Here is a 19,173-nt window from a genome sequence, read left to right on the forward strand (position 1 = left end):
GTTCTACGGAAATACGGTGAAAAAGCCCAACACGGGCTGCGGTCAAACCCTGGTCGGCCAGCGCAAAGCGCGGCGGCGGGGGAGTGGATGCAGACGAGTTGGCAGTTGGAAGTAGCGGGAGAAGGCGTGCTGGTGCCGGCAATACCAGCGACTTCCAACTGACAATTTCAAGTTCCCTTCGGGTCGTGGGCGCACGACTCGCACAACAAGGTGGAAGACCTCATGACGTCCTATTCGTTCACCGAAAAAAAGCGTATCCGCAAGGATTTCGGCAAGCAGCGTTCGATTCTCGAAGTGCCGTTCCTGCTCGCCATCCAGGTGGATTCCTACCGTGAATTCCTGCAGGAAAACGTCGATCCGGCCAAGCGCACGGACCACGGCCTGCACGCTGCACTGAAGTCGGTCTTCCCGATCGCCAGCTACAGCGGCAATGCTGCTCTGGAATACGTCGGCTACAAGCTGGGCGATCCGGTCTTCGACGAGCGTGAGTGCCGTCAGCGTGGCATGAGCTACGGTGCGCCGCTGCGCGTGACCGTGCGCCTGGTGATCTACGACCGCGAGTCGTCGACCAAGGCCATCAAGTACGTGAAGGAGCAGGAGGTCTACCTCGGCGAAATCCCGCTGATGACCGACAACGGCACCTTCATCGTCAACGGCACCGAGCGCGTCATCGTCTCGCAGCTGCACCGCTCGCCGGGCGTGTTCTTCGACCACGACCGTGGCAAGACCCACAGCTCGGGCAAGCTGCTGTACAGCGCCCGCATCATTCCTTACCGCGGCTCCTGGCTGGACTTCGAGTTCGACCCGAAGGACGCGCTGTTCACCCGTATCGACCGTCGCCGCAAGCTGCCGGTGTCGATCCTGCTGCGTGCGCTTGGCTACAGCAACGAAGAGATGCTGGCCGAGTTCTTCGAGATCAACACCTTCCACATCAACCCGGATGAAGGCGTCCAGCTGGAGCTGGTGCCGGAGCGCCTGCGCGGCGAAACCCTGGGCTTTGACCTCGCCGATGGCGACAAGGTCATCGTGGAAGCCGGCAAGCGCATCACCGCGCGCCACATCAAGCAGCTGGAAGCCTCGGGCATCGCCGCCCTGGCCGTGCCGGACGACTACATCGTCGGCCGCATCCTGTCGCACGACGTGGTCGATGCCTCGACCGGTGAACTGCTGGCCCAGGCCAACGACGAAATCACCGACGAGCAGCTGCAGAACTTCCGCAAGGCCGGCGTCGATGCAGTGGGCACCCTGTGGGTGAACGACCTGGATCGTGGCCCGTACCTGTCCAACACCCTGCGCATCGATCCGACCAAGACCCAGCTGGAAGCCCTGGTCGAGATCTACCGCATGATGCGTCCGGGCGAGCCGCCGACCAAGGATGCTGCGCAGAACCTGTTCCACAACCTGTTCTTCACCTTCGAGCGCTACGACCTGTCCGCAGTCGGCCGCATGAAGTTCAACCGTCGCGTGGGCCGCAAGGAAACCACCGGCGAAGCCGTGCTGTACGACCGCAAGTACTACGGCGAGCGCAACGACGAAGAGTCCAAGCGCCTGGTTGCCGCCCACGGCGACAGCTCGGACATCCTGGAAGTGATCAAGGTCCTGACCGAGATCCGCAACGGTCGTGGCGTGGTCGATGACATCGATCACCTGGGCAACCGTCGCGTGCGTTCGGTCGGTGAAATGGCCGAGAACGTGTTCCGCGTGGGCCTGGTCCGCGTCGAGCGCGCGGTCAAGGAACGCCTGTCGATGGCAGAGTCGGAAGGCCTGACCCCGCAGGAGCTGATCAACGCCAAGCCGGTGGCTGCGGCGATCAAGGAATTCTTCGGCTCCTCGCAGCTGTCGCAGTTCATGGATCAGAACAACCCGCTGTCGGAAGTGACCCACAAGCGTCGCGTCTCGGCCCTGGGCCCGGGCGGCCTGACCCGTGAGCGCGCCGGCTTCGAAGTGCGCGACGTGCACCCGACCCATTACGGCCGCGTCTGCACCATCGAAACGCCGGAAGGCCCGAACATCGGCCTGATCAACTCGCTGGCCGTGTACGCACGCACCAACCAGTACGGTTTCCTCGAGACCCCGTACCGCAAGGTCGTGGACGGCAAGGTCTTCGACGAAGTCGAGTTCCTGTCGGCCATCGAAGAAAACGAGTACGTCATCGCCCAGGCCAACGCCCTGACCGATGCCAACAGCGTGCTGACCGAGCAGTTCGTTCCCTGCCGTTACCAGGGCGAATCGCTGCTGAAGCCGCCGGCGGAAGTCCACTTCATGGACGTCTCGCCGATGCAGACCGTGTCGATCGCGGCTGCGCTGGTTCCGTTCCTGGAGCACGATGACGCCAACCGCGCACTGATGGGCGCGAACATGCAGCGTCAGGCTGTGCCGACTCTGCGTGCGCAGAAGCCGCTGGTCGGTACCGGCATCGAGCGCGCCGTGGCGCGTGACTCGGGCGTGACCGTGAATGCCCGTCGTGGTGGCGAGATCGTGCAGATCGATGCCGCCCGCATCGTGGTCAAGGTCAACGAAGTGGAAATCACCGACGCGACCGATGCCGGCGTCGACATCTACAACCTGATCAAGTACACCCGCTCCAACCAGAACACCTGCATCAACCAGCGTCCGCTGGTGGAAGTGGGCGACGTGGTGGCGCGTGGCGACGTGCTGGCTGACGGTCCGTCCACCGACATCGGTGAACTGGCCCTGGGCCAGAACATGCTGATCGCCTTCATGCCGTGGAACGGCTACAACTTCGAAGACTCCATCCTGCTCTCCGAGCGCGTGGTGGAAGAGGATCGCTACACCACGATCCACATCGAAGAGCTGACCTGCGTTGCGCGTGACACCAAGCTGGGGCCGGAGGAAATCTCCGCCGACATCCCGAACGTTTCCGAGCAGGCGCTGAACCGTCTGGACGAGAGCGGCGTGGTGTACATCGGTGCCGAAGTCCGCGCTGGTGACATCATGGTCGGCAAGGTCACCCCGAAGGGCGAAAGCCAGCTGACCCCGGAAGAGAAGCTGCTGCGCGCGATCTTCGGCGAGAAGGCTTCGGACGTGAAGGACAGCTCGCTGCGCGTGCCGCCGGGCATGGACGGCACCGTCATCGACGTGCAGGTCTTCACCCGCGATGGCATCGAGAAGGACAAGCGCGCTCGTCAGATCGAAGAATCTGAAATCAAGCGCGTCAAGAAGGACTTCGACGACCAGTTCCGCATCCTGGAAGCAGCCATCTACATGCGTCTGCGTTCGCAGATCGTGGGCAAGGTGGTCAACGGTGGCGCGGGCCTGAAGAAGGGCGACGTCATCTCCGACGCCTACCTGGATGGCCTGAAGAAGGCCGACTGGTTCGTGCTGCGCATGAAGGACGAGGACGCTGCCGAAGCCATCGAACGCGCACAGAAGCAGATCCAGGCGCACGAGAAGGAATTCGAGCGTCGCTTCGCCGACAAGCGCGGCAAGATCACCGCCGGCGACGACCTGGCTCCGGGCGTGCTGAAGATGGTCAAGGTGTTCCTGGCCGTGAAGCGCCGCATCCAGCCGGGCGACAAGATGGCAGGCCGCCACGGCAACAAGGGTGTGGTGTCCAACGTGGTGCCGGTCGAGGACATGCCGTACATGGCCTCGGGCGAAACCGTGGACATCGTGCTGAACCCGCTGGGCGTGCCGTCGCGTATGAACATCGGGCAGATCCTGGAAGTGCACCTGGGCTGGGCTGCCAAGGGTCTGGGTCGCAAGATCCAGGCGATGCTGGAAGCCCAGGCGGCGGTCGCCGACCTGCGCAAGTTCCTGGACGACATCTACAACCACGATGACACCAACGTGGCCAACCGTGTCGACCTGTCGCAGTTCAGCGACGAGGAACTGCTGCGCCTGGCCCGCAACCTGTTCGACGGCGTGCCGATGGCCACCCCGGTGTTCGACGGTGCCACCGAAGCGGAAATCAAGCGCATGCTGGAACTGGCCGACCTGCCGAGCAGTGGCCAGACCCAGCTGTATGACGGCCGCACCGGTGAAGCCTTCGATCGCCACACCACCGTGGGCTACATGCACTACCTGAAGCTGAACCACCTGGTCGACGACAAGATGCACGCCCGTTCGACCGGTCCGTACTCGCTCGTCACCCAGCAGCCGCTGGGCGGCAAGGCGCAGTTCGGCGGCCAGCGCTTCGGTGAAATGGAAGTCTGGGCGCTGGAAGCCTACGGCGCGGCCTACACCCTGCAGGAAATGCTGACGGTGAAGTCCGATGACGTGCAGGGCCGCAACCAGATGTACAAGAACATCGTCGACGGTGAGCACGAGATGGTCGCGGGCATGCCGGAATCCTTCAACGTGCTTGTGAAGGAAATCCGCTCGCTGGCCATCAACATGGAACTGGAAGACAACTGATCCATGCCGGCGCGGCGGTCTACGCCGCCGCGCCGCTGGCAGTCAACTGAAAGCCCATCGACACAGCATTCCTCCTTCTGGAGAACACCATGAAAGACCTGCTCAACCTCTTCAACCAGCAGCGCCAGACGCTGGACTTCGACGCGATCAAGATCGCGCTGGCTTCGCCGGACCTGATCCGTTCGTGGTCCTTCGGCGAAGTGAAGAAGCCGGAAACCATCAACTACCGTACCTTCAAGCCGGAACGTGACGGCCTGTTCTGCGCCGCCATCTTCGGACCGGTCAAGGACTACGAGTGCCTGTGCGGCAAGTACAAGCGCATGAAGCACCGCGGCGTGGTCTGCGAGAAGTGCGGCACCGAAGTGACCCTGGCCAAGGTGCGTCGTGAGCGCATGGGCCACATCGACCTGGCTTCGCCGGTCGCGCACATCTGGTTCCTGAAGTCGCTGCCGTCGCGCATCGGCCTGATGCTGGACATGACCCTGCGCGATATCGAGCGCGTGCTGTACTTCGAAGCCTACGTGGTGACCGAGCCGGGCCTGACCGCCCTGGAGCGCCGCCAGCTGCTGACCGAAGAACAGTACCTGCAGGCCCGCCAGGAGCACGGTGACGACTTCGACGCCGCCATGGGCGCCGAGGCCGTGTACGAACTGCTGCGCACCATCGACCTGCAGTCGGAAATGACCCGCCTGCGCGAAGAGATCGCCAGCACCGGTTCGGAAACCAAGCTGAAGCGACTGACCAAGCGCATCAAGCTGATCGAAGCCTTCCTGGAATCGGGCAACCGTCCGGAGTGGATGGTCATGACCGTCCTGCCGGTGCTGCCGCCGGACCTGCGTCCGCTGGTTCCGCTGGATGGTGGCCGCTTCGCGACCTCCGATCTGAACGACCTGTACCGCCGCGTCATCAACCGCAACAACCGCCTGCGCCGCCTGCTCGAACTGAGCGCGCCGGACATCATCGTGCGCAATGAAAAGCGCATGCTGCAGGAATCGGTCGATGCGCTGCTGGACAACGGCCGTCGCGGCCGTGCCATCACCGGCACCAACAAGCGCCCGCTGAAGTCGCTGGCCGACATGATCAAGGGCAAGCAGGGTCGCTTCCGTCAGAACCTGCTCGGCAAGCGCGTCGACTACTCGGGCCGTTCGGTCATCGTGGTCGGTCCGTACCTGCGCCTGCACCAGTGCGGCCTGCCGAAGAAGATGGCGCTCGAACTGTTCAAGCCGTTCGTGTTCGCCAAGCTGCAGCGTCGTGGCCTGGCTACCACCATCAAGGCCGCCAAGAAGCTGGTCGAGCGCGAAGAAGCCGAAGTCTGGGACATCCTGGAAGAGGTCATCCGCGAGCATCCGGTGATGCTGAACCGTGCGCCGACCCTGCACCGTCTGGGCATCCAGGCCTTCGAGCCGGTCCTGATCGAAGGCAAGGCCATCCAGCTGCACCCGCTGGTCTGCACCGCGTTCAACGCCGACTTCGACGGTGACCAGATGGCCGTCCACGTGCCGCTCTCGCTGGAAGCCCAGCTGGAAGCGCGTGCGCTGATGATGTCCACCAACAACATCCTGTCGCCGGCCAACGGCGAGCCGATCATCGTGCCGTCGCAGGACGTCGTGCTGGGTCTGTACTACATGACCCGCTCGCTGGAAAACAAGAAGGGCGAGGGCATGGCCTTCGCCAACATCGCCGAAGTCAAGCGCGCCTACGACAACCGCGTGGTGGAACTGCACGCGCGCGTCAAGGTCCGCATCACCGAGGTGGTGACCGACGAGGAAGGCAACAAGCAGAGCAAGACCTCGATCGTGGATACCACCATCGGTCGCGCCCTGCTGGCTGAAATCCTGCCGGAAGGCCTGCCGTTCGCGCTGGCCAACACCGAGCTGACCAAGAAGAACATCAGCCGCCTGATCAACTCCAGCTACCGCCAGCTGGGTCTGAAGGACACGGTCGTGTTCGCCGACAAGCTGATGTACACCGGCTTCGCCTACGCGACCCGTGCCGGCGTCTCGATCGGCATCGACGACATGCTGATCCCGGACGAGAAGAAGGGCATCCTCACCGAGGCCGAAGCCGAAGTGCTGGAAATCCAGGAGCAGTACCAGTCGGGCCTGGTCACCGCCGGCGAGCGCTACAACAAGGTGGTCGACATCTGGTCGCGCACCAATGAGCGCATCGCCAAGGCGATGATGGACACCATCGGTACCGAGAAGGTCATCAATGCCAAGGGCGAGACCATCGACCAGAAGTCGATGAACTCCCTGTACATCATGGCCGACTCCGGTGCGCGAGGCAGCCAGGCGCAGATCCGTCAGCTGGCCGGCATGCGTGGCCTGATGGCCCGTCCCGATGGCTCGATCATCGAGACGCCCATCAAGGCGAACTTCCGCGAAGGCCTGAACGTGCAGGAGTACTTCAACTCCACCCACGGTGCCCGTAAGGGTCTGGCCGATACCGCGCTGAAGACCGCGAACTCGGGTTACCTGACCCGTCGTCTGGTCGACGTGGCGCAGGACGTGGTGATCACCGAGGTGGACTGCGGTACCTCCGAAGGCCTGATCATGACCCCGATCGTTGAAGGCGGCGACGTGGTCGAGCCGTTGAAGGATCGCGTGCTGGGTCGCGTGGTTGCCGAGGACGTGTTCCTGCCGGGCAACGACGAAGATCCGATCGTCACCCGCAACACCCTGCTGGACGAAGCATGGGTCGCCAAGCTTGAAGAGGCCAGCGTGCAGACCATCAAGGTCCGCTCGACGATCTCCTGCGAATCGGCCTTCGGCGTCTGCGGTCGCTGCTACGGCCGCGATCTGGCCCGTGGCCACCTGGTCAACATCGGTGAAGCGGTCGGCGTCATCGCCGCCCAGTCCATCGGTGAGCCGGGTACCCAGCTGACGATGCGTACGTTCCACATCGGTGGTGCGGCATCGCGAGCTGCTGCGGTCGACAACATCACCGTCAAGACCACCGGCTCGGTCAAGTTCAGCAACCTCAAGTCGGTTTCCCATGCCAACGGCTCGCTGGTCGCGGTGTCGCGCTCGGGCGAAATGTCGGTGCTCGATGCGCACGGCCGTGAGCGTGAGCGTTACAAGCTGCCGTACGGCGCAACCATCACCTCCAAGGACGGTGATGCGGTCAAGGCTGGCCAGACCGTGGCCAACTGGGATCCGCATAACCACCCGATCGTTTCGGAAGTGGCTGGTTTCATCCGCTTCATCGACTTCGTCGACGGCATCACCGTCATCGAGAAGACCGATGAGCTGACCGGCCTGGCGTCGCGCGAAATCACCGACCCGAAGCGCCGCGGCGCCCAGGCGAAGGATCTGCGCCCGATCGTCCGCATCGTCGATGGCAAGGGCAACGACCTGTCGATTCCGGGCACCGACCTGCCGGCGCAGTACCTGCTGCCGCCGCGCTCGATCGTCAACCTGCAGGACGGCGCTGCCGTCGGCGTGGGTGACGTGGTTGCCAAGATCCCGCAGGAAGCGTCCAAGACCCGCGACATCACCGGTGGTCTGCCGCGCGTGGCCGATCTGTTCGAAGCGCGCAAGCCGAAGGATCCGGCGGTGCTGGCCGAGCGTTCGGGCATCATCAGCTTCGGCAAGGACACCAAGGGCAAGCAGCGTCTGATCATCAAGGACACCGATGGTTCGGAACACGAAGAGCTGATTCCGAAGTACCGTCAGGTCATCGTGTTCGAAGGTGAGCACGTGACCAAGGGCGAAACCATCGTCGACGGCGAGCCGAGCCCGCAGGACATCCTGCGTCTGCTGGGTGTCGAGCCGCTGGCCGCCTACCTGGTCAAGGAAATCCAGGACGTGTACCGCCTGCAGGGCGTGAAGATCAACGACAAGCACATCGAGGTGATCACCCGCCAGATGCTGCGCAAGGTCGAGATCACCGATCAGGGCAGCAGCAAGTTCCTGAACGGCGAACAGGTCGAGCGCCAGCGCGTCATCGAGGAAAATGCACGCCTGACCACCCGCAACGAGCTGATCGCTCGTTTCGATCCGGTCCTGCTGGGCATCACCAAGGCCTCGCTGGCAACCGAGTCGTTCATCTCGGCCGCTTCCTTCCAGGAAACCACCCGCGTGCTGACCGAGGCTGCCGTCCGCGGCACCAAGGACAACCTGCGCGGCCTGAAGGAAAACGTGATCGTCGGCCGTCTGATCCCGGCCGGTACCGGTCTGTCCTACCACGCCAACCGCCGCCGCAACGCGAGCGGGCTGACCGATTCGGAAATGCAGACCCTGTCGGGCACCCCGGTTGCTGCACCGGCCGTCGTGGCCGTGGCAGCACCGGAAGTGGTGGTGGAATCGACCGACGCCGAGCAGGCCGAGGATTGATCGGCGGGTCCGGCTCCGGCCGGACCTCGATCGGGCAGGGGACGGCCATCGGCCGGTCCCTGCCGGACAAGCATCACGCAGGACCGGTTCCGGCCGGAACTGCACTCGAGGGCACAGGCTGCTGGTCTGTTCGCCTTCGATGAGGTAGGATGCCGCCCGGCCCAGCGATGGGTCGGACGACAACCTGAACGGGGGGCATGGAGAAGGCTCCCCTGTAACGGCCCGGGATCAGGGCTGGCTTGGCGTGTGCGCATTTGACCGCGTTTTCGCCAGGTTGCTACAATCGTCTGTCTCAGCAGGCCGGTTTTTCGCCTGCTCGCACATATCCGCATTCATGGCCGGTTTTATTCGGCCTCTCTCAGAAGAACATACTGATGGCGACGATCAATCAGCTTGTCCGCAAGCCGCGGCAGGCAACCACTTATAAGAGCGCCTCGCCGGCTCTCGAAAAGTGCCCCCAGCGCCGTGGCGTCTGCACGCGCGTTTACACCACTACTCCGAAGAAGCCGAACTCGGCGCTTCGCAAGGTTGCCAAGGTTCGCCTGACCAACCAGGAAGAAGTGATTTCCTACATCGGCGGTGAAGGTCACAACCTGCAGGAACACTCCGTGGTCCTGATCCGTGGCGGTCGCGTCAAGGATCTGCCGGGTGTGCGTTACCACACCGTTCGTGGTTCGCTCGACGCCTCCGGCGTTGCCAAGCGTCGCCAGGGCCGTTCCAAGTACGGCGCCAAGCGTCCGAAGAGCTAAGGGAAAGCACACATGTCTCGTAAAGGTAATACGCCGCAGCGCGCAGTCCTGCCGGATCCGAAGCACGGAAGCGAAACCATCGCCCGTTTCATCAACATGGTGATGCTGAGCGGCAAGAAGTCGGTCGCTGAAAAGATCGTCTATGGCGCCATGGACGTGATCGGTGAGAAGAACCCGAATTCCGTCGAGCTGGTTCAGAAGGCTCTGGAAAACGTGGCTCCGTCGGTCGAAGTCAAGTCCCGCCGTGTCGGTGGTGCCACCTATCAGGTGCCGGTCGAAGTGCGCGCCTCGCGCAAGATGGCCCTGGCCATGCGTTGGCTGATCGACTCCGCGCGCAAGCGTGGTGAGAACACCATGCCGAAGAAGCTGGCCGCTGAACTGATCGACGCTGCGGAAAACCGTGGCGGCGCCATCAAGAAGCGCGAAGAAACCCACCGCATGGCCGAAGCCAACAAGGCATTCGCCCACTACCGCTGGTGAGTTTGACGGCCTTGTAAAACAGGCAGGGCAGCACCATTTCGGTGCTGCCTCGCGGCCCCAGAAGGGCTGCGCCAATCCGAAGGCCGCCGAAAGGCGGCGTTCGGCCATCCGAAATCCAAGAAATCTGAGAGGCTCCCCGTGGCCCGTTCCACTCCCATCGAGCGTTACCGCAATTTCGGCATCATGGCTCACATCGATGCCGGCAAGACCACCACGTCCGAGCGCATCCTGTTCTACACCGGCAAGAGCCACAAGATCGGTGAAGTGCATGACGGCGCCGCCACCATGGACTGGATGGAGCAGGAGCAGGAGCGTGGCATCACGATCCAGTCCGCTGCGACCACCGCGTTCTGGAAGGGCATGGACAAGTCCCTGCCGGAGCACCGCTTCAACATCATCGACACCCCCGGGCACGTCGACTTCACCATCGAAGTGGAGCGCTCGCTGCGCGTGCTCGACGGTGCCGTCTTCGTGCTGTGTGCCGTCGGTGGCGTGCAGCCGCAGTCGGAAACCGTGTGGCGCCAGGCCAACCGTTACAAGGTGCCGCGCATCGCGTTCGTCAACAAGATGGACCGCACCGGCGCCAACTTCACCAAGGTTGTCGGCCAGCTGAAGGCGAAGCTGGGCGCCAAGGCCGTTCCGATGCAGCTGCCGATCGGCGCTGAGGAAGGCTTCAAGGGCGTCGTCGATCTGCTGAAGATGAAGGCCATCCATTGGGATGAAGCCTCGCAGGGCATGAAGTTCGAGTACAGCGATGTGCCGGCCGACCTGCTGGCTGAAGCGACCGAAGCCCGTACCTTCATGATCGAAGCGGCTGCCGAAGCCAGCGAAGAGCTGATGGACAAGTACCTGGGCGGCGATGAGCTGACCGAGGCCGAGATCATCGAAGCCCTGCGCGTGCGCACCCTGGCCACCGACATCGTGCCGATGTACTGCGGCTCGGCGTTCAAGAACAAGGGCGTGCAGGCCATGCTGGACGGCGTGATCCAGCTGCTGCCGTCGCCGATCGACGTGCCGGACGTGACCGGTACCGACGTTGACGATGAAACCAAGGAAATGAGCCGCAAGTCTGACGACAAGGCTCCCTTCTCGGCCCTGGCCTTCAAGATCATCACCGATCCGTTCGTCGGCGCGCTGACCTTCTTCCGTGTCTACTCGGGCACGTTGAATGCAGGCGACCAGCTGCTGAACTCGGTGAAGGGCAAGAAGGAGCGCATCGGCCGTATCCTGCAGATGCACTCCAACAACCGCGAAGAAATCAAGGAAGTTCTGGCCGGCGACATCGCCGCTGCCGTGGGCCTGAAGGACACCACCACGGGTGACACCCTGTGCTCCATGGATCAGCCGATCATCCTCGAGCGCATGGTGTTCCCGGAGCCGGTCATCTCGATGGCCGTCGAGCCGAAGACCAAGTCCGACCAGGAAAAGATGGGTCTGGCACTGGGTCGTCTGGCGCAGGAAGATCCGTCGTTCCGCGTCAAGACCGACGAAGAATCCGGCCAGACCATCATCTCGGGCATGGGCGAGCTGCACCTGGACATCATCGTTGACCGCATGAAGCGCGAGTTCAACGTTGAAGCCAACGTCGGCAAGCCGCAGGTGGCGTACCGCGAAACGATCACCCTGTCGGACGTGAAGTCGGACTACAAGCACGCCAAGCAGTCCGGTGGTAAGGGTCAGTACGGTCACGTCGTGATCGAGCTGTCGCCGATCACCGATGCCGATCGTGCAGATCCGAAGATCGCCCCGGGCATCAAGGACGACTTCCTGTTCATCAACGACATCACCGGTGGCGTGATTCCGAAGGAATTCATCCCGTCGATCGAAAAGGGCCTGCGCGAAACCATCACCAGCGGTCCGCTGGCTGGCTTCCCGGTCGTGGACGTCAAGGTGAAGCTGGTGTTCGGCTCGTACCACGACGTCGACTCCTCGGAAATGGCGTTCAAGCTCGCTTCCTCGATGGCCTTCAAGGAAGGCTTCCGCAAGGCCAAGCCGGTCCTGCTGGAGCCGATCATGAAGGTCGAGATCGTGACCCCGGAGGATTACCAGGGTGACGTGATGGGCGACGTCAGCCGTCGTCGCGGCGTTCTGCAGGGTTCTGATACCACCGGTGACGGTTCGGCCAGCATCATCAACGCGATGATCCCGCTGGGCGAAATGTTTGGCTACGCGACCTCGCTGCGTTCGCAGACCCAGGGCCGCGCCACCTTCACGATGGAATTTGACCACTACGAGCCGGCGCCGAACAACATCGCCGACGAAGTCATGAAGAAGGCCTGAGCGTAACGCTCAGGTCCTCCAAACCACTTACGAACTAAAAGGTAGAAAGAAATGGCAAAGGGTAAGTTCGAGCGCACCAAGCCGCACGTCAACGTCGGCACCATCGGTCACGTCGATCACGGCAAGACCACGCTGACCGCCGCACTGACCAAGATCGGTGCCGAGCGCTTCGGTGGCGAGTTCAAGGATTACTCCGCGATCGACGCCGCGCCGGAAGAAAAGGCACGTGGCATCACGATCTCGACCGCGCACGTCGAATACGAATCCACCGTTCGTCACTACGCCCACGTCGATTGCCCGGGCCATGCTGACTACGTCAAGAACATGATCACCGGTGCTGCCCAGATGGACGGCGCGATCCTGGTGTGCTCGGCCGCTGACGGCCCGATGCCGCAGACCCGCGAGCACATCCTGCTGTCGCGTCAGGTCGGCGTGCCGTACATCGTCGTGTTCCTGAACAAGGCCGACATGGTTGACGATGCCGAGCTGCTGGAACTGGTTGAAATGGAAGTCCGCGAGCTGCTGAGCAAGTACGACTTCCCGGGCGACGACACCCCGATCATCTCGGGTTCGGCCCGCCTGGCGCTGGAAGGCGACCAGAGCGACATCGGCGTGCCGGCCGTCATCAAGCTGGTCGAGGCGCTGGACACCTGGATCCCGACCCCGGAGCGTGACGTCGACAAGGCATTCCTGATGCCGGTCGAAGACGTGTTCTCGATCTCGGGCCGTGGCACCGTGGTCACCGGTCGTATCGAGCGCGGCGTGATCAAGGTCGGCGAAGAAATCGAAATCGTCGGCATCCGTCCGGTGCAGAAGACCACCGTGACCGGCGTGGAAATGTTCCGCAAGCTGCTGGACCAGGGTCAGGCAGGCGACAACGCCGGTCTGCTGCTGCGCGGCACCAAGCGTGACGACGTCGAGCGTGGCCAGGTTCTGGCCAAGCCGGGTTCGATCAAGCCGCACACCAAGTTCGACGCCGAAGTCTACGTGCTGTCGAAGGACGAAGGCGGCCGTCACACCCCGTTCTTCAAGGGCTACCGTCCGCAGTTCTACTTCCGTACCACCGACATCACCGGTGCGGTCGAGCTGCCGGAAGGCGTCGAGATGGTGATGCCGGGCGACAACATCAAGATGGTTGTCACCCTGATCAACCCGGTCGCCATGGACGCCGGCCTGCGCTTCGCGATCCGCGAAGGTGGCCGTACCGTCGGTGCTGGCGTGGTTGCCACCATCCTCGAGTAATCTGTTAGACTCTGCGCCCCGATGTTGCCTGGGTAGGGCATCGGGGCGTATCAAACGGGAAAGTAGGCACAGGATGTGCCTTGTGTTCCCCGGACCAGGAAGGGTCAATGCCATTCAGGCGGCGTCAACAGGAGGCTGTTGACAGCTGCCTTGCGTGCCATTATGCTTCTCCGTCTGGGCAGGCCGGTTTCACGGGTCTGCCTATGCTTTTGGGGTCTACGGATTGACCTTGTCGGCCTGCGGGAATGCGGGCCGTCTGTATTCAGGGATTTCATGGGGCAAAGCAACCCAGAGGCTTTGTCTGTCGCTCTTTTATCGAAGGAACCTACCGCCATGGCGGACCAAAAGATCCGGATCCGGCTGAAAGCGTTCGATCATCGTCTGATCGACCGTTCGGCCAGCGAGATCGTTGAGACGGCGAAGCGGACCGGCGCGCAAGTGCGTGGCCCGATCCCGCTGCCGACCAAGATCGAGCGTTACACCATCCTCGTCTCCCCGCACGTCGACAAGGACGCGCGTGACCAGTACGAGACCCGCACGCACAAGCGCGTGCTCGATATCGTTGACCCGAATGACAAGACCGTGGACGCGCTGATGAAGCTCGAACTGGCTGCCGGCGTCGACGTTCAGATCAAGCTGACCTGAGGACTACGACCATGACGAAGAAATATTCGTTGGGCTTCGTGGGCCGCAAGGCTGGCATGAGCCGCGTGTTCACCGAAGATGGCCGTTCCATCCCGGTGACCCTGATCGAAGCAACGCCCAACCGCATCGCGCAGATCAAGACCGTCGAAGCTGACGGCTACAGCGCCGTGCAGGTGACCGTCGGCGCGCGTCGCGCTGCCCTGGTCAACAAGCCGGAAGCCGGCCACTTCGCCAAGGCGAAGGTGGAAGCGGGTCGTGGCCTGTGGGAATTCCGCGTTGAAGACGCCCAGCTCGGCGATTTCGCCGTTGGTGGCGAAGTCAAGGCGGACATCTTTGAAGTCGGCCAGATCGTCGACGTCCAGGGTGTCACCAAGGGTAAGGGCTTCCAGGGCACCATCAAGCGCTACAACTTCCGCATGGGTGACGCTACCCACGGCAACTCGCTGTCGCATCGCGCGCCGGGTTCGCTGGGTCAGCGCCAGACGCCCGGCCGCGTGTTCCCGGGCAAGAAGATGTCCGGTCACATGGGCTCGGTGCAGCAGAGCACCCAGAACCTGGAGGTTGTCAAGGTCGACGTCGAACGCGGTCTGATCGCGGTTCGCGGCGCCGTTCCGGGCGCGGCGGGTGGCGACGTGATCGTCCGTCCGGCGAGCAAGGCATAAGGAGAGATGACGATGGAACTCGTTATCACGGGTAGCAATAACAAGGTCTCGGTCTCCGACGCCGTGTTCGGTCGCGATTTCAGCGAAGATCTGGTTCACCAGGTTGTCGTTGCTTACCGCAACGCCGGTCGCGCCGGCACCAAGGCGCAGAAGACTCGCTCCGAAGTGGCAGGTACCACCAAGAAGTCGAAGAAGCAGAAGGGCGGCGGCGCGCGTCATGGCGCACTGACGGCTCCGATCTTCGTCGGCGGCGGTGTCACCTTCGCGGCAAAGCCGCGCAGCTTCGAGCAGAAGGTCAATCGTAAGCAGTACCGTGCCGCCATGTGCGCGATCCTGTCCGAGCTGAACCGTCAGGGCCGTCTGACCATCGTGGAGTCCTTCGATGTCGAAGCGACCAACACGAAGGCTCTGATCGCCAAGCTGGCCGGCCTGGAAGTGGGCAAGCGCCCGCTGATCGTCACTGAAGAAGCCTCCGAGCACCTGTACCTGTCGGCGCGCAACATTCCCTACGTGGAAGTGCGTGACGTCCAGGGCCTGGATCCGGTGTCGCTGGTCGGTGCCGACACGGTCGTCATCACCGCTGACGCGGTCAAGAAGGTCGAGGAGTGGCTGGCATGAACAGCAACGAAAAAATCTTCAGCGTGCTGCTCGCCCCGCGTGTCTCCGAAAAGACCGCGCGCCTGCAGGAACTCTCCAATCAGTACGTCTTCGAAATTTCGAACGAAGCCACCAAGGCCGATGTAAAGGCCGCGGTTGAGCAGCTGTTCGACGTCAAGGTCGAAGCAGTCAACGTGGTCAACGTCAAGGGCAAGAACAAGTCCTTCCGTAACCGTGCTGGCCGCCGCGGCGATTGGCGCAAGGCGTACGTTCGCCTGGCCGACGGCCAGTCGATCGATGTAACGGCCAAGGCCTGAGGTACATCCCATGCCATTGATGAAATTCAAGCCCACTTCTCCCGGCCGCCGTTCGGCCGTGCGCGTGGTTACTCCCGACCTGTACAAGGGCGCTCCGCATGCCCCGCTGGTCGAGTCGCAGAGCCGTTCGGGTGGTCGCAACCACCACGGCCGCATCACCGTGCGTCACGTCGGTGGTGGCCACAAGCAGCACTACCGCCTGATTGACTTCAAGCGCAACAAGCTGGGCATCCCGGCGCGCGTGGAACGCATCGAATACGATCCGAACCGCACCGCCCACATCGCTCTGCTGTGCTACGTCGACGGCGAGCGCCGCTACATCATCGCCCCGAAGGGTCTGAAGGCTGGTGATCAGGTGATCGCTGGTTCGGATGCTCCGATCAAGGCGGGCAACACCCTGCCGCTGCGCAACATCCCGGTCGGTACCACCATCCACTGCATCGAGCTGAAGCCGGGCAAGGGCGCTCAGATCGCCCGCGCTGCAGGTGCTGCCGTGCAGCTGGTTGCTCGTGAAGGCATCTACGCCACCCTGCGCCTGCGCTCGGGTGAAATGCGCAAGGTTCCGGTTGAGTGCTGCGCAACCATCGGCGAAGTCGGCAACGACGAGCACAGCCTGGAAAAGCTGGGCAAGGCCGGTGCCAAGCGCTGGCGCGGCGTCCGCCCGACCGTTCGTGGTGCTGCCATGAACCCGGTTGACCACCCGCACGGTGGTGGTGAGGCGAAGGCCGGCCAGGGTAACCCGCATCCGGTCACCCCGTGGGGTGTTCCGACCAAGGGTTACAAGACGCGCCATAACAAGCGCACTCAGCAGTTCATCGTCCGCGATCGTAGGGGCTAATCGACCATGGCACGTTCACTCAAGAAGGGCCCGTTTGTCGATCACCACCTGGTTGCTAAGGTGGCTGCCGCTGCGGGTAGCAAGCGTCCGATCAAGACCTGGTCGCGTCGTTCGATGATCCTGCCTGACATGGTAGGCGTCACCATTGCCGTGCATAACGGCAAGAACCACATCCCGGTTCTCGTCAACGAGAACATGGTCGGCCACAAGCTCGGCGAATTTGCCATCACCCGGACCTTCAAGGGTCACGGTGGTGACAAGAAGTCGGGCAAGTAAGGAGAGATGACAATGGAAGCGAAAGCCATCCTGCGCACCGCGCGCATCTCCCCGCAGAAGGCACGTCTGGTCGCTGACCAGGTGCGCGGTCTGCCGGCCGAGCGTGCCGTCAACCTGCTGAAGTTCTCGGACAAGAAGGCTGCCCACCTGATCAAGAAGGTGGTGGAGTCGGCTATTGCAAATGCCGAGAACAACCAGGGCGCCGACGTCGACGAGCTGAAGGTTCAGACCATCATGGTAGATGAAGGTCCGACCCTGAAGCGTTTCATGGCGCGGGCGAAAGGCCGCGGTACCCGCATCCTCAAGCGCACCAGCCACATCACTGTGGTTGTTGGCGCCGCCAAGTAAGCGGATAAGGAAAAGACCATGGGTCATAAAGTTCATCCGATTGGTATCCGCCTCGGCATTTCCAAGGACTGGAACTCCAAGTGGTACGCCAACAAGGCCGAGTTCGCTGGTTACCTGGCAGCCGACCTGAAAGTGCGCGAAATGCTGCGCAAGAAGCTGGCTCAGGCCGGCATCAGCAAGATCCTGATCGAGCGTCCGGCAAAGACCGCTCGCGTGACGATCCACACCGCCCGTCCGGGCGTGGTGATCGGCAAGCGCGGTGAGGACATCGAGAAGCTGCGCAAGGAAGTGAGCGAGATGATGGGCGTCCCGGCGCACATCAACGTCACCGAAGTGCGCAAGCCCGAGCTGGACGCACAGCTGGTTGCCGAATCGATCGCGCAGCAGCTGGAGCGTCGCATCATGTTCCGCCGTGCAATGAAGCGCTCGGTCGGCAACGCGATGCGCCTGGGTGCCCTGGGCATCAAGGTCAACGTCGGTGGCCGCCTCAACGGTGCAGAAATCGCCCGTTCGGAGTGGTACCGCGAAGGCCGCGTGCCGCTGCACACGCTGCGTGCCGACATCGACTATGGCTTCGCTGAAGCCAAGACGACCTACGGCATCATCGGCATCAAGGTCTGGATCTACAAGGGCGAGGTCTTCGATTTCTCCCAGGTTGGCCAGGAAAAGCAGGACGACACCCCGTCGCGCAACGATCGTCATGATCGCGGCGACCGCGGTGACCGTCAGCGCCCGGCTCGTGAAGCGAGGTAACGACAATGTTGCAACCCAAGCGAACCAAGTACCGCAAGGTGCACAAGGGCCGTAACGAAGGCCTCAGCTGGAGCGCAAACGCTGTCAGCTTTGGCGAGTACGGCCTGAAGGCAACCGCCCACGGTCAGCTGACCGCGCGTCAGATCGAAGCGGCTCGCCGTTCGATCAGCCGCTACGTGAAGCGCGGCGGCAAGATGTGGATCCGAGTGTTCCCCGACAAGCCCATCACCAAGAAGCCCATCGAAGTTCGAATGGGTTCGGGTAAGGGCAACGTGGAATACTGGGTGGCCCAGATCCAGCCCGGCCGCATGATCTATGAAATCGAGGGTGTTACCGAGGAAGTGGCACGCGAGGCGTTCCGCCTGGCCGCTGCCAAGCTCTCGGTCACCACCACTTTCGTGACCCGGACGGTGCGCTGATGGATATCAAAACTCTCCGTGAAAAGTCGGCTGACGACCTCAAGGCCCACCTGATCGACCTGCGTAAGGAACAGTTCTCTGTCCGTATGCAGCAGGTCACCGGCCAGCTGCCGAAGACACACGACATCCGCCGGGTGCGTCGCGAAATTGCTCGCGTCAAGACCCTGCTCGGCAGCACGAAGTAAGGATGGCCGCTATGAGCGACAATACTGAAAACAAAGCGCTGCGCACGGTCGAAGGCCGTGTCGTCAGCAACAAGATGGACAAGACGGTTACCGTCCTGGTCGAGCGTCAGGTCAAGCACGCACTGTACGGCAAGTACATCAAGCGCTCGACGAAACTGCACGCCCACGATGCCGACAACGCCTGCAAGGAAGGCGATGTCGTCCGCGTGACCGAGATTGCTCCGATGTCCAAGACCAAGAACTGGCGCGTGGTGGAAGTCATCACGCGTGCGGCTGAATAAGGAGTCTGAATCATGATCCAGATGCAGAGCTACCTTGACGTCGCCGACAATTCTGGTGCCAAGCGAGTGATGTGCTTCAAGGTGCTGGGTGGTTCCAAGCGCCGTTACGCCGGCATCGGCGACATCATCAAGGTCACCGTGAAGGATGCGATTCCGCGCGGCAAGGTCAAGAAGGGTGAAGTGTATGACGCTGTCGTGGTGCGTACCCGCAAGGGTGTGCGTCGCGCCGACGGCTCGCTGATCCGCTTCGACGGCAACGCTGCCGTTCTGCTTAACAACAAGCAGGAGCCGATCGGGACCCGTATCTTCGGGCCGGTGACTCGTGAACTTCGTTCGGAGAAGTTCATGAAGATCGTCTCGCTCGCTCCCGAAGTGCTGTGAGCGACAGGA

Annotated in this window: 18 protein-coding genes; all 18 read left to right on the forward strand. The window is 62.6% G+C overall.

Annotation, left to right across the window (positions count from 1 at the left end; genetic code table 11):
* The first annotated feature begins 222 nt into the window (after nt 1-222).
* A complete protein-coding gene (gene rpoB, locus AC27VL_RS15180) occupies nt 223-4,377 on the forward strand; it encodes a DNA-directed RNA polymerase subunit beta (protein ID WP_100551642.1) in 4,155 nt (1,384 codons plus the stop codon).
* A gap of 89 nt (nt 4,378-4,466) precedes the next feature.
* Nucleotides 4,467-8,711 carry a DNA-directed RNA polymerase subunit beta' gene (gene rpoC / locus AC27VL_RS15185; protein WP_100551643.1) on the forward strand — a complete coding sequence of 1,415 codons (4,245 nt, stop codon included), beginning with the start codon at nt 4,467-4,469 and terminating at the stop codon, nt 8,709-8,711.
* 374 nt (nt 8,712-9,085) lie between these two features.
* Nucleotides 9,086-9,460, forward strand: coding sequence for a 30S ribosomal protein S12 (rpsL, locus tag AC27VL_RS15190; protein WP_025879344.1), 375 nt, complete (start codon nt 9,086-9,088; stop codon nt 9,458-9,460).
* Nucleotides 9,461-9,472: 12 nt separating this feature from the next.
* The gene (gene rpsG / locus AC27VL_RS15195; protein WP_089238997.1) at nt 9,473-9,940 is read left to right on the forward strand and encodes a 30S ribosomal protein S7; all 468 of its coding nucleotides are present in this window, start codon (nt 9,473-9,475) and stop codon (nt 9,938-9,940) included.
* Nucleotides 9,941-10,078: 138 nt separating this feature from the next.
* Nucleotides 10,079-12,220 carry an elongation factor G gene (gene fusA, locus AC27VL_RS15200; protein ID WP_100551644.1) on the forward strand — a complete coding sequence of 714 codons (2,142 nt, stop codon included), beginning with the start codon at nt 10,079-10,081 and terminating at the stop codon, nt 12,218-12,220.
* 51 nt (nt 12,221-12,271) lie between these two features.
* On the forward strand, nt 12,272-13,462 hold the full coding sequence (tuf, locus tag AC27VL_RS15205) for an elongation factor Tu (protein ID WP_089238985.1): 1,191 nt from the start codon (nt 12,272-12,274) through the stop codon (nt 13,460-13,462).
* A 333-nt stretch (nt 13,463-13,795) separates the two neighbouring features.
* Nucleotides 13,796-14,107, forward strand: a complete 312-nt coding sequence (gene rpsJ, locus AC27VL_RS15210; RefSeq protein ID WP_010341589.1) for a 30S ribosomal protein S10 — start codon at nt 13,796-13,798, stop codon at nt 14,105-14,107.
* 11 nt (nt 14,108-14,118) lie between these two features.
* Nucleotides 14,119-14,769: a 50S ribosomal protein L3 gene (gene rplC / locus AC27VL_RS15215; RefSeq protein WP_049470484.1), complete on the forward strand. Its 651-nt coding sequence runs from the start codon at nt 14,119-14,121 to the stop codon at nt 14,767-14,769.
* Nucleotides 14,770-14,781: 12 nt separating this feature from the next.
* A complete protein-coding gene (rplD, locus tag AC27VL_RS15220) occupies nt 14,782-15,387 on the forward strand; it encodes a 50S ribosomal protein L4 (RefSeq protein ID WP_025879302.1) in 606 nt (201 codons plus the stop codon).
* Nucleotides 15,384-15,683, forward strand: a complete 300-nt coding sequence (rplW, locus tag AC27VL_RS15225; protein WP_025879303.1) for a 50S ribosomal protein L23 — start codon at nt 15,384-15,386, stop codon at nt 15,681-15,683. Before rplD ends, rplW begins: the two co-directional genes overlap by 4 nt.
* A 10-nt stretch (nt 15,684-15,693) precedes the next feature.
* Entirely contained in the window at nt 15,694-16,521 is an 828-nt protein-coding gene (gene rplB / locus AC27VL_RS15230; protein ID WP_099819139.1) for a 50S ribosomal protein L2, read from the forward strand.
* Between the two features lie 6 nt (nt 16,522-16,527).
* On the forward strand, nt 16,528-16,797 hold the full coding sequence (gene rpsS, locus AC27VL_RS15235) for a 30S ribosomal protein S19 (protein ID WP_004145340.1): 270 nt from the start codon (nt 16,528-16,530) through the stop codon (nt 16,795-16,797).
* 12 nt (nt 16,798-16,809) lie between these two features.
* The gene (gene rplV / locus AC27VL_RS15240) at nt 16,810-17,145 is read left to right on the forward strand and encodes a 50S ribosomal protein L22 (RefSeq protein WP_004145348.1); all 336 of its coding nucleotides are present in this window, start codon (nt 16,810-16,812) and stop codon (nt 17,143-17,145) included.
* Nucleotides 17,146-17,163: 18 nt separating this feature from the next.
* Nucleotides 17,164-17,898, forward strand: coding sequence for a 30S ribosomal protein S3 (rpsC, locus tag AC27VL_RS15245; protein WP_004145350.1), 735 nt, complete (start codon nt 17,164-17,166; stop codon nt 17,896-17,898).
* 5 nt (nt 17,899-17,903) lie between these two features.
* The gene (gene rplP, locus AC27VL_RS15250) at nt 17,904-18,317 is read left to right on the forward strand and encodes a 50S ribosomal protein L16 (protein WP_025879305.1); all 414 of its coding nucleotides are present in this window, start codon (nt 17,904-17,906) and stop codon (nt 18,315-18,317) included.
* Complete coding sequence (rpmC, locus tag AC27VL_RS15255; protein WP_025879306.1) at nt 18,317-18,502, forward strand: 50S ribosomal protein L29; 186 nt, start codon at nt 18,317-18,319, stop codon at nt 18,500-18,502. Before rplP ends, rpmC begins: the two co-directional genes overlap by 1 nt.
* 11 nt (nt 18,503-18,513) lie before the next feature.
* Complete coding sequence (rpsQ, locus tag AC27VL_RS15260; protein ID WP_004145355.1) at nt 18,514-18,783, forward strand: 30S ribosomal protein S17; 270 nt, start codon at nt 18,514-18,516, stop codon at nt 18,781-18,783.
* A 12-nt stretch (nt 18,784-18,795) separates the two neighbouring features.
* Nucleotides 18,796-19,164: a 50S ribosomal protein L14 gene (gene rplN / locus AC27VL_RS15265; RefSeq protein ID WP_025879307.1), complete on the forward strand. Its 369-nt coding sequence runs from the start codon at nt 18,796-18,798 to the stop codon at nt 19,162-19,164.
* Nucleotides 19,165-19,173 lie beyond the last annotated feature (9 nt).

The organism is Stenotrophomonas sp. 14P6.2.3 (assembly GCF_057799055.1).

Excerpts from the sequence above, each read along its gene's own strand:
- rpoB (WP_100551642.1), top strand. The coding sequence starts at position 223 with ATGACGTCCTATTCGTTCACCGAAAAAAAGCGTATCCGCAAGGATTTC.
- rpoC (WP_100551643.1), top strand. The coding sequence starts at position 4,467 with ATGAAAGACCTGCTCAACCTCTTCAACCAGCAGCGCCAGACGCTGGAC.
- rpsL (WP_025879344.1), top strand. The coding sequence starts at position 9,086 with ATGGCGACGATCAATCAGCTTGTCCGCAAGCCGCGGCAGGCAACCACT.
- rpsG (WP_089238997.1), top strand. The coding sequence starts at position 9,473 with ATGTCTCGTAAAGGTAATACGCCGCAGCGCGCAGTCCTGCCGGATCCG.
- tuf (WP_089238985.1), top strand. The coding sequence starts at position 12,272 with ATGGCAAAGGGTAAGTTCGAGCGCACCAAGCCGCACGTCAACGTCGGC.
- rpsJ (WP_010341589.1), top strand. The coding sequence starts at position 13,796 with ATGGCGGACCAAAAGATCCGGATCCGGCTGAAAGCGTTCGATCATCGT.
- rplC (WP_049470484.1), top strand. The coding sequence starts at position 14,119 with ATGACGAAGAAATATTCGTTGGGCTTCGTGGGCCGCAAGGCTGGCATG.
- rplD (WP_025879302.1), top strand. The coding sequence starts at position 14,782 with ATGGAACTCGTTATCACGGGTAGCAATAACAAGGTCTCGGTCTCCGAC.
- rplW (WP_025879303.1), top strand. The coding sequence starts at position 15,384 with ATGAACAGCAACGAAAAAATCTTCAGCGTGCTGCTCGCCCCGCGTGTC.
- rplB (WP_099819139.1), top strand. The coding sequence starts at position 15,694 with ATGCCATTGATGAAATTCAAGCCCACTTCTCCCGGCCGCCGTTCGGCC.
- rpsS (WP_004145340.1), top strand. The coding sequence starts at position 16,528 with ATGGCACGTTCACTCAAGAAGGGCCCGTTTGTCGATCACCACCTGGTT.
- rplV (WP_004145348.1), top strand. The coding sequence starts at position 16,810 with ATGGAAGCGAAAGCCATCCTGCGCACCGCGCGCATCTCCCCGCAGAAG.
- rpsC (WP_004145350.1), top strand. The coding sequence starts at position 17,164 with ATGGGTCATAAAGTTCATCCGATTGGTATCCGCCTCGGCATTTCCAAG.
- rplP (WP_025879305.1), top strand. The coding sequence starts at position 17,904 with ATGTTGCAACCCAAGCGAACCAAGTACCGCAAGGTGCACAAGGGCCGT.
- rpmC (WP_025879306.1), top strand. The coding sequence starts at position 18,317 with ATGGATATCAAAACTCTCCGTGAAAAGTCGGCTGACGACCTCAAGGCC.
- rpsQ (WP_004145355.1), top strand. The coding sequence starts at position 18,514 with ATGAGCGACAATACTGAAAACAAAGCGCTGCGCACGGTCGAAGGCCGT.
- rplN (WP_025879307.1), top strand. The coding sequence starts at position 18,796 with ATGATCCAGATGCAGAGCTACCTTGACGTCGCCGACAATTCTGGTGCC.